A 7753-nucleotide genomic window follows, 5' to 3' on the forward strand; every position below is an offset into this window, starting at 1 on the left:
ACAAAATTACAGGGCGCTTATCCAATGATGAAAAGTCGTGCGAGCTATCAGTCAGCATATAACAAACAAAGCCACTCGGACGTTAAAACCGCTGCGCGGTTTTGACGCCGGTGCTTGAGGCGTTATGTTGCCGGTCGGTAAAAATTATCGTTGGTGCCTGCGTGTAATTTTTCGCAATTGTTTAGCGTTCATCATTGAGCGGCTCGGTCATTTTGCCTCCCGGCAGTTTCGTTCCTAGAGCGTTCTCTCTGGTTCGCTAGATCTGGGTAGTCCACTGCAGTATCGTGGAGTGCCAATAAGTGAATAATTGGGTGGGGGAGGTGCGGTATTCTTCCCTCGTAATATTGGGGCTGGCCAGCCAATCCTTGGCTGGCAAAGTGCTAGTAGCTGGTTTGGAGTGCGTCAGCCATAACCAAGCTAGGCAGGTACGCCCAGCCGGTGGCTGGGCTGGACAGCCTACGCTGCGCTCCGGCTGCCCCTGCTAGCGGCGTTATGAGTAAGTGAATCGAATGATACGGATTTCTATTTTAATAATATTAATGTCAGTCTTAGCCGGTTGTGTTGGCACTATGGCTGGCGCATACCGTGTTTTTGCAGAAGATCTTGAACGTTTGGTTGGTACCAATTTCAAGGACTCATATGTTTACAATATCGGCTTCCTAGCCAAGCTCCAACCAGACAACACCAAGCAACTTGAAAGTGGTGGCGTGATAAAAACCTTTGAGGTAAAGCCACCCAGAACGAATAAGTGCAAAGTACATATTGAGGTCAATACCAGCAACATTATTGTTGGTGCCTCATCAGAGGGGCCAGAATGTTGGCGTGCTTATTAACCTGTGTCACTCATAACAAAGCGGTCAATGACGCCTTCGGCTGGACAAAACACTGCGTGCTTTGCCCATTACCTTGGCGTTATGTTGCAGGTGCCAGCGTTTAGTTTTTCGCACTGTTTTAGCGTCCGGTATCTGGCTGCGTTGGTACAGCACATCCAAACAGTTTCGTTCCTAGCCTGTTCGTTCTGCTTCGGTAGAGAAAGGTAGTCCGCAGCAGTATCGTGGAGTGCGAGTAAGTAAAAATTTGGTGGGGGAAGTGCGGTATTCTTCCCTCGTAACATTGGGCAGTGGCCAGCCAATCCGTGGCTGGCAAACTGCTAGTAGTCGGTCCGGAGCGCGTCAGCCATAACCAAGCTAGGCAGGTTCGCCCAGCCGGTGGCTGGGCTGGACAGCCTACGCTGCGCTCCGGCTGCCCCTGCTAGCGGCGTTATGTTGCCGGGCGGTAAAAACTGTTGCCGGGCGGTAAAAACTGTTGTCGGTGCCAGCGTTTAATTTTTTGCACTGGTTTAGCGTCCAGCATTGGGCTGCTAGGGGGTTCCGTGATCAAGCAGCTTCGTTCCTAGAGCGTTCTCTCTGGTTCGGTAGAAGGTGGCCATTCCACTGCAGTATCGTTGGTTGCTATTAAGTCAATAATTTTGTGGGGGAAGTGCGGTATTCTTCCCTCGTAACATTGGGCGCTGGCCAGCCAAGCCGTGGCTGGCCAGCGTGCCGGTAGCGGGTGTCCGGTACGGCACCTATAACCAAGCTAGGAAGGTTCGCCCAGCCGGTGGCTGGGCTGGACAGCCTACGCTGCGCTCCGGCTGCCCCTGCTAGCGGCGTTAACTGTCATGAGAGTCATGAGTAATAAATCACTAATAATAGTCCTGACGTGCTTTTTGCTAGCGGGTTGCCCTCCAGCATCTTGGCACATACAGCCTGACTCCGATCCTAGCTTTGAAGTTAAAGACTCGTGTATTAGGTCAGCCTCTAATTTTGAAGGCGTCGTAGGCATCGTAAAGCTCGACTTCGATCGAACAGATGATAACTTTGAGCGGTATCTCTTAGAAACCGAATATGGGGTAGCAAACCTTGATATAGAGTTCAAGGGCAATGCTACTCCAGTACTAAATTTATACCTTCATGGCTACGGTGTTAATCCTCCGTCTAAGGCTCAGGAAGGCGGCAAACAATTTTTAAACAAATTAATTCAGCACATACAGCAGTCATGCACGAGTCACAGTTAACAAGGCCAGGCACAATCGCCCCTACGGGGCTGGACCTCCGCACTGCGTGCTCCGGCCTGTGCTGGCGGCGTTATGTTGCCGGGCGGTAAAAATTGTTGTTGGTGCAAGCGGGTAATATTTTTCACTGTTTTAGCGTCCAGCAATGAGCAGCTTCGCCATTCCGGACGAGAGCAGTTTCGTTCCTAGAGCATTCTCTCTGGTTCGGTAGAGCTGGCTAGTCCGCTGCAGTATCCTGGGGTGCCAGTAAGTTAATAATTGGGTGGGGGAGGTTCGGTATTCTTCCCTCGTGATATTGGGGTGTGGCCAGCCGAGCCTTGGCTGGCAGCGTGCAGGTAGCGGGTGTCCAGTGCGGCACCTATAACCAAGCTAGGCAGGATCGCCCAGCCAGTGGCTGGGCTGGACAGCCTACGCTGCGCTCCGGCTGCCCTTGCTAGCGGCGTTATGTTGCCGGGCGGTAAAAATTATTGTCAGTGTCTGCATGTAATTTTTCGCACTGTTTTAGCGTCCAGCATTGAGCAGCGTGGCCGTTCTGGGCTAAAGCAGTTTCGCTCCTGGAGCGTTCGTTCTGGTTCGCAAGAAATGGCTAGTCCGCTGCAGTATCGGGGAATGCCAATAAGTTAATAAATGGGTGGGGGAAGTGCGGTATTCTTCCCTCGTAATATTTGGCAGTGACCAGCCAATCCGTGGCTGGCAGCGTGCCGGTAGCGGGTGTCCAGTGCGGCACCTATAACCAAGCTAGGCAGGCTCGCCCATCCCCTTCGGGGCTGGGCTGGACAGCCTACGCTGCGCTTCGGCTGCCCCTGCTAGCAGCGTTATGTTGCCGGTCGGTAAAAGTTATCGCTGGTGCCTGCGGGTAATTTTTTGCACTGGGTTGGCGTCCAGCATTGAGCAGCTCGGTCGTTCCTCGTCTCGGCAGTTTCGCTCCTAGAGCGTTCTCTCTGGTTCGCTAGATCTGGGTAGTCCACTGCAGTATCGTGGAGTGCCAATAAGTTAATAATTGGGTGGGGAGAAGTGCGGTATTCTTCCCCCGTAATATTGGGGTGTGGCCAGCCAAGCCGTGGCTGGCAGCGTGCCGGTAGTGGGTGCTCAGTGCGGCACCTATAACCAAGCTGGGCTGGACAGCCTACGCTGCGCTCCGGCTGCCCCTGCTAGCGGCGTTATGTTGCCGGTCGGTAAAAATTGTTGTTGGTGCGAGCGGGTAATATTTTGCACTGTTTTAGCGTCCCGTAATGAGCAGCTTGGCCATTCCGGCCTGAAGTAGTTTCGTTCCTAGAGCATTCGCTCTCGTTGGGTAGAGCTGGCTAGTCCACTGCAGTATCGTGGAATACCAATAAGTTAATAATTTGGTGGGGAAGGTGCGGTATTCTTCCCTCGTAACATTGGGCTGTGGCCAGCCAATCCGTGGCTGGCAAAGTGCCAGCAGTTTGCTGCAGCGCGGCAGCCATAACCAAGCTAGGCAGGCTCGCCCAGCCCCTTCGGGGCTGGGCTGGACAGCCTACGCTGCGCTTCGGCTGCCCCTGCTAGCGGCGTTAGGCATCGTGAAGAATGAGGTTTTCTACTTTGATAATTAGATCAGTATTGTTCGGCTTGTTATGTTTGTTAGAGGGATGTGCTGACCAGCAGTTTGTTACCAACTACATGTCTAGCGCGGAAAGCGAGATACCAGAACCTGAATCATGGTCTTTCCCTGATATTGTTGAGTCAGCAAGGAAAATATCACCTAATAATCTAGAGGGGCGTCCATTTAATAAATTCGGTCTCGCCTATCCTATGGGAGTTTTAAGTAATCTAGATGTGTCATCTATGCGAGCTAAAGAGCTTCAAAATTACGCAGATGTAGTTACCCACGCTTATCCAGATGCGGTCTCAAGGCAACTGCCTCGTTCGTGTGATGAAGTGCCAATAAATCAGCTAAATGAAACATCCGTAGCTGGCATTGCTTTTGTATCATTAAACGCAATTAATGAAGAAACACGCAAATGGGCAAAAGAGTGTTTAATTATAATCCAGAAAAAATGGAAATAAGTGCTAATAATGCCTAACAAGTCAATCCACACATTTCGTGCCCTGCGGGCACTCCATTCCGACAGTCAAAGCTGCGCTTTGCCTGCCGGGTGATTGAGGCGTTATGTTGCCGGGCGGTAAAAACTGTTGCCGGTGCCAGCGTGTAATTTTTTGCACTGCTTTAGCGTCCAGTATCGAGCTGCGTGGCCGTTCCGGGATCAAGCAGTTTCTTTCCTAGAGCGTTCTCTCTGGCTCGGCTGAGGAAGGTAACCCACAGCAGTATTGTGGAGTGTCAATATGTTAATAATCTGGTGGGGGAAGTGTGGTATTCTTCCCTCGTAATATCGGGCGGTGGCCAGCCAATCCGTGGCTGGCAAAGTGCTAGTAGTTGGCCCTGAGCGCGGCAGCCATAACCAAGCTAGGCAGGATCGCCCAGCCGGTGGCTGGGCTGGACAGCCTACGCTGCGCTTCGGCTGCCCCTGCTAGCGGCGTTATGTTGCCGGTCGGTAAAAATTATCGTTGGTGCCTGCGGGTAATTTCTCGCAATGGTTTAGCGTGCATCATTGAGCAGCTCGGTCATTTTGCCTCCCGGCAGTTTCGTTCCTAGAGCGTTCTCTCTGGTTCGCTAGATCTGGGTAGTCCACTGCAGTATCGTGGGGTGCCAATAAGTAAATAATTTGGTGGGGGAAGTGCGGTATTCTTCCCTCGTAACATCTGGCAGTGGCCAGCCAATCCGTGGCTGGCAAAGTGCTAGTAGTTAGCCCTGAGCGCGGCAGCCATAACCAAGCTAGGCAGGATCGCCCAGCCGGTGGCTGGGCTGGACAGCCTACGCTGCGCTTCGGCTGCCCCTGCTAGCGGCGTTATGTTGCCGGTCGGTAAAAATTATCATCGGTGCCAGCGGGTAATTTTTCGCACTGGTTTAGCGTCCAGCATCGAGCTATGTGGCCGTTCAGGGGTCAAGCAGTTTCGTTCCTAGAGCGTTCTCTCCAGTTCGGTAGAGGTGCTAGTCCACTGCAGTATCGTGGGGCGCCATTAAGTAAATAATTTGGTGGGGGAAGTACGGTTTTCTTCCCTCGTAATATCGGGCGGTGGCCAGCCAATCCGTGGCTGGCAAAGTGCCAGTAGCTGGTCTGGAGTGCGTCAGCCATAACCAAGCTAGGCAGGTTCGCCCAGCCGGTGGCTGGGCTGGACAGCCTACGCTGCGCTTCGGCTGCCCCTGCTAGCGGCGTTATGTTGCCGGTCGGTGAAATTATCGTCGGTGCCAGCGGGTAATTTTTTGCAGTGGTTTAGCGTCCAGCATTGAGCAGCCCGGTCATTCCGCGCCTCCGCAGTTCCGTTCCTGGAGCGCTCTCTCTGGTTCGGTAGAGCCGGGTAGTCCACTGCAGTATCGTGGAGTGCCAATAAGTTAATAATTTGGTGGGTGAAGTAGGGTTTTCTTCCCTCGTAATATCTGGCTCTGGCCAGCCAATCTGTGGCTGGCATAGTGCTGGTAGTGGCTCTGAGCGCGGCAGCCATAACCAAGCTAGGCAGGATCGCCCAGCCGATGGCTGGGCTGGACAGCCTACGCTGCGCTCCGGCTGCCCCTGCTAGCGGCGTTATGTTGCCGGTCGGTAAAAATTATCGCTGGTGCCTGCGGGTAATTTTTCGCACTGGGTTGTCGGTCAACACTGAGAAGCTCGGTCGTTTCGTGTCCACGCAGTTTCGTTCCTAGAGTGTTCTCTCTGGTACGGTAGGGCTGGCTAGTCCACTGCAGTATCGTGGAGTGTGAGTCAGTTAATAATTTGGTGGGGGAAGTACGGTATTCTTCCCTCGTAATATTCAGGTGCTGGCCAGCCAATCGGTGGCTGGCATAGTGCCAGTAGTCGGCCTGGAGTGCGTCAGCCATAACCAAGCTAGGCAGGTTCGCCCTGCCGGTGGCTGGGCTGGACAGCCTACGTTGCGCTCCGGCTGCCCCTGCTAGCGACGTTAAATGCTTATGAGAATTCTAGTACTCACATTTTTACTAACACTGACTGCATGTAGTGCGTTATTCGGTATAAAGAGTCAGTTTGATGATTCTGGAAATATACAAATCGCCATAGATTCAAAGAATATGTTTGGCTTTCATAGCAAGCAGCCTACTGACTATTTTAGTGTTTACTATTTAGATGGTGAATCCACTGTAGAGGTTTGGCGTTTGTCTGCACCAAATAATTCAGTTAGGTTAGGCTGGGTAACTTATGGGAAAGTACCAGAAGGTTTCACTGAAGAAGTTAAGGCTAAGGATTTAATTCTTGGCAAAGAATATCATGTTATTGCGCGTGGCCCAGGTTGGTCAGGTGGTGGTAAATTTAATGCAGCAGGCATTTAACAAGGCGCTGCAACCGACCTCCGGCAACTGTCACCTTTTGTGCAAAAGACCGCACAAAAGGCGCCAGTTACCTCCGGCGGCTGAGCGCGGCGTTATGTTGCCGGTCGATAAAAAATATCGTCGGTGCCTACAGGAAATTTTTCGCACTGGTTTAGCGTCCAGCATCGAGCTACGTGGCCGTTCCGGGATCAAGCAGTTTCGCTCCTAGAGCGTTCTCTCTAGTTCGGTATAACTGGCTAGTCCACTGCAGTATCGTGGAGTGCCAATAAATGAATAATCTGGTGGGGGAAGTACGGTATTCTTCCCTCGTAATATTGGAGCTGGCCAGCCAATCCGTGGCTGGCAAAGTGCAAGTAGTTGGCCCTGAGCGCGTCAGCCATAACCAAGCTTGGCAGGATCGCCCAGCCGGTGGCTGGGCTGGACAGCCTGCGCTGCGCTTCGGCTGCCCCTGCTAGCGGCGTTAAGTTTCACCATGATTCGTAGATTCGTACTTTTATCAATAGCCTTGCTTGTAGCGGGAATAGTGTATTCAAGATACTTTGGTGTCTGTGGGGAGGCTGTATATGTACAGATTGGACCTTCAGAATATTGCGTTCCACGTGAGGCGGCAGAATACGAGATCAGCTTTAATCCATTTAGTTTGGTTCCTGGCTTGGATGAAAGCCCTGAAGGTACACAGGCTCTTATTTTATTCTCACGTTTCGAATATAAAGAAGCCGTACCGGAATATGAGATCGAGAGAAATATAAACAATGAGCCAATGCGCGAAGATCTGATATTAATAAGCTATCTAACTGATGAAGAAGTGAGGCGCTATAAGTATCACGGAGCAGAGGAGAAATATTTTCAAGACCTTTGGTTTGGTGAAGGCCAGTGGAGCAATCGACGTCTTGAAAAGTTCGAGGAAAATGGTTGGTATAGAGCCTATTGGTTGGATGAAGGTGGTAGCTGGCAAGTTATCAAGGACATGCCTAGTAGAGAGTCAAAGAATTATCTAGAGGCGGGGTTCTCTATAGCGTTTTGTCACTTTACGGTTCTTGATCGGAAAACCTGCAAAACTAATTATTTAGATGAGTCTAGAAAAATTCTTATCGACCTAGATCTCGACGAAGGGAATTTACCATTCCGTGAGGAAATAGGTGTTCACATATTAAAGAAACTAGACTCGTGGGCTTATGTTAGTTCAAAAACCTAACAAGGCAATTAAGTACGTTACTGATCTTCCCCCGCTTTGACGGACACCAAAGTCAAACAGACGAGGTGTCCAATGCCCAAGTACAAAAACCCAAAGAAGACATGGCGGTACTCAGATGAATTCAAAGTCAAAGCAGTATTGCTTAGCC

The 7753-nt window shown here is 51.3% G+C and carries 4 protein-coding genes; all 4 read left to right on the top strand.

Annotated features, from left to right (window positions below; all coding sequences use genetic code 11):
- The first annotated feature begins 509 nt into the window (after positions 1–509).
- The 4 genes from ABEA58_RS13925 (at position 510) to ABEA58_RS13940 (ending at position 7605) form a co-directional block, all read left to right on the top strand.
- Complete coding sequence (locus ABEA58_RS13925; protein WP_345552460.1) at positions 510–833, top strand: hypothetical protein; 324 nt, start codon at positions 510–512, stop codon at positions 831–833.
- Between the two features lie 2783 nt (positions 834–3616).
- Entirely contained in the window at positions 3617–4081 is a 465-nt protein-coding gene (locus ABEA58_RS13930) for a hypothetical protein (RefSeq protein WP_345552462.1), read from the top strand.
- A gap of 1954 nt (positions 4082–6035) precedes the next feature.
- Complete coding sequence (locus ABEA58_RS13935) at positions 6036–6410, top strand: hypothetical protein (protein ID WP_345552463.1); 375 nt, start codon at positions 6036–6038, stop codon at positions 6408–6410.
- A 472-nt stretch (positions 6411–6882) separates the two neighbouring features.
- Complete coding sequence (locus tag ABEA58_RS13940) at positions 6883–7605, top strand: hypothetical protein (protein WP_345552465.1); 723 nt, start codon at positions 6883–6885, stop codon at positions 7603–7605.
- The last annotated feature ends 148 nt before the right edge of the window (positions 7606–7753 follow it).

The organism is Microbulbifer aestuariivivens (assembly GCF_039545115.1).
GTDB lineage: Bacteria > Pseudomonadota > Gammaproteobacteria > Pseudomonadales > Cellvibrionaceae > Microbulbifer > Microbulbifer aestuariivivens.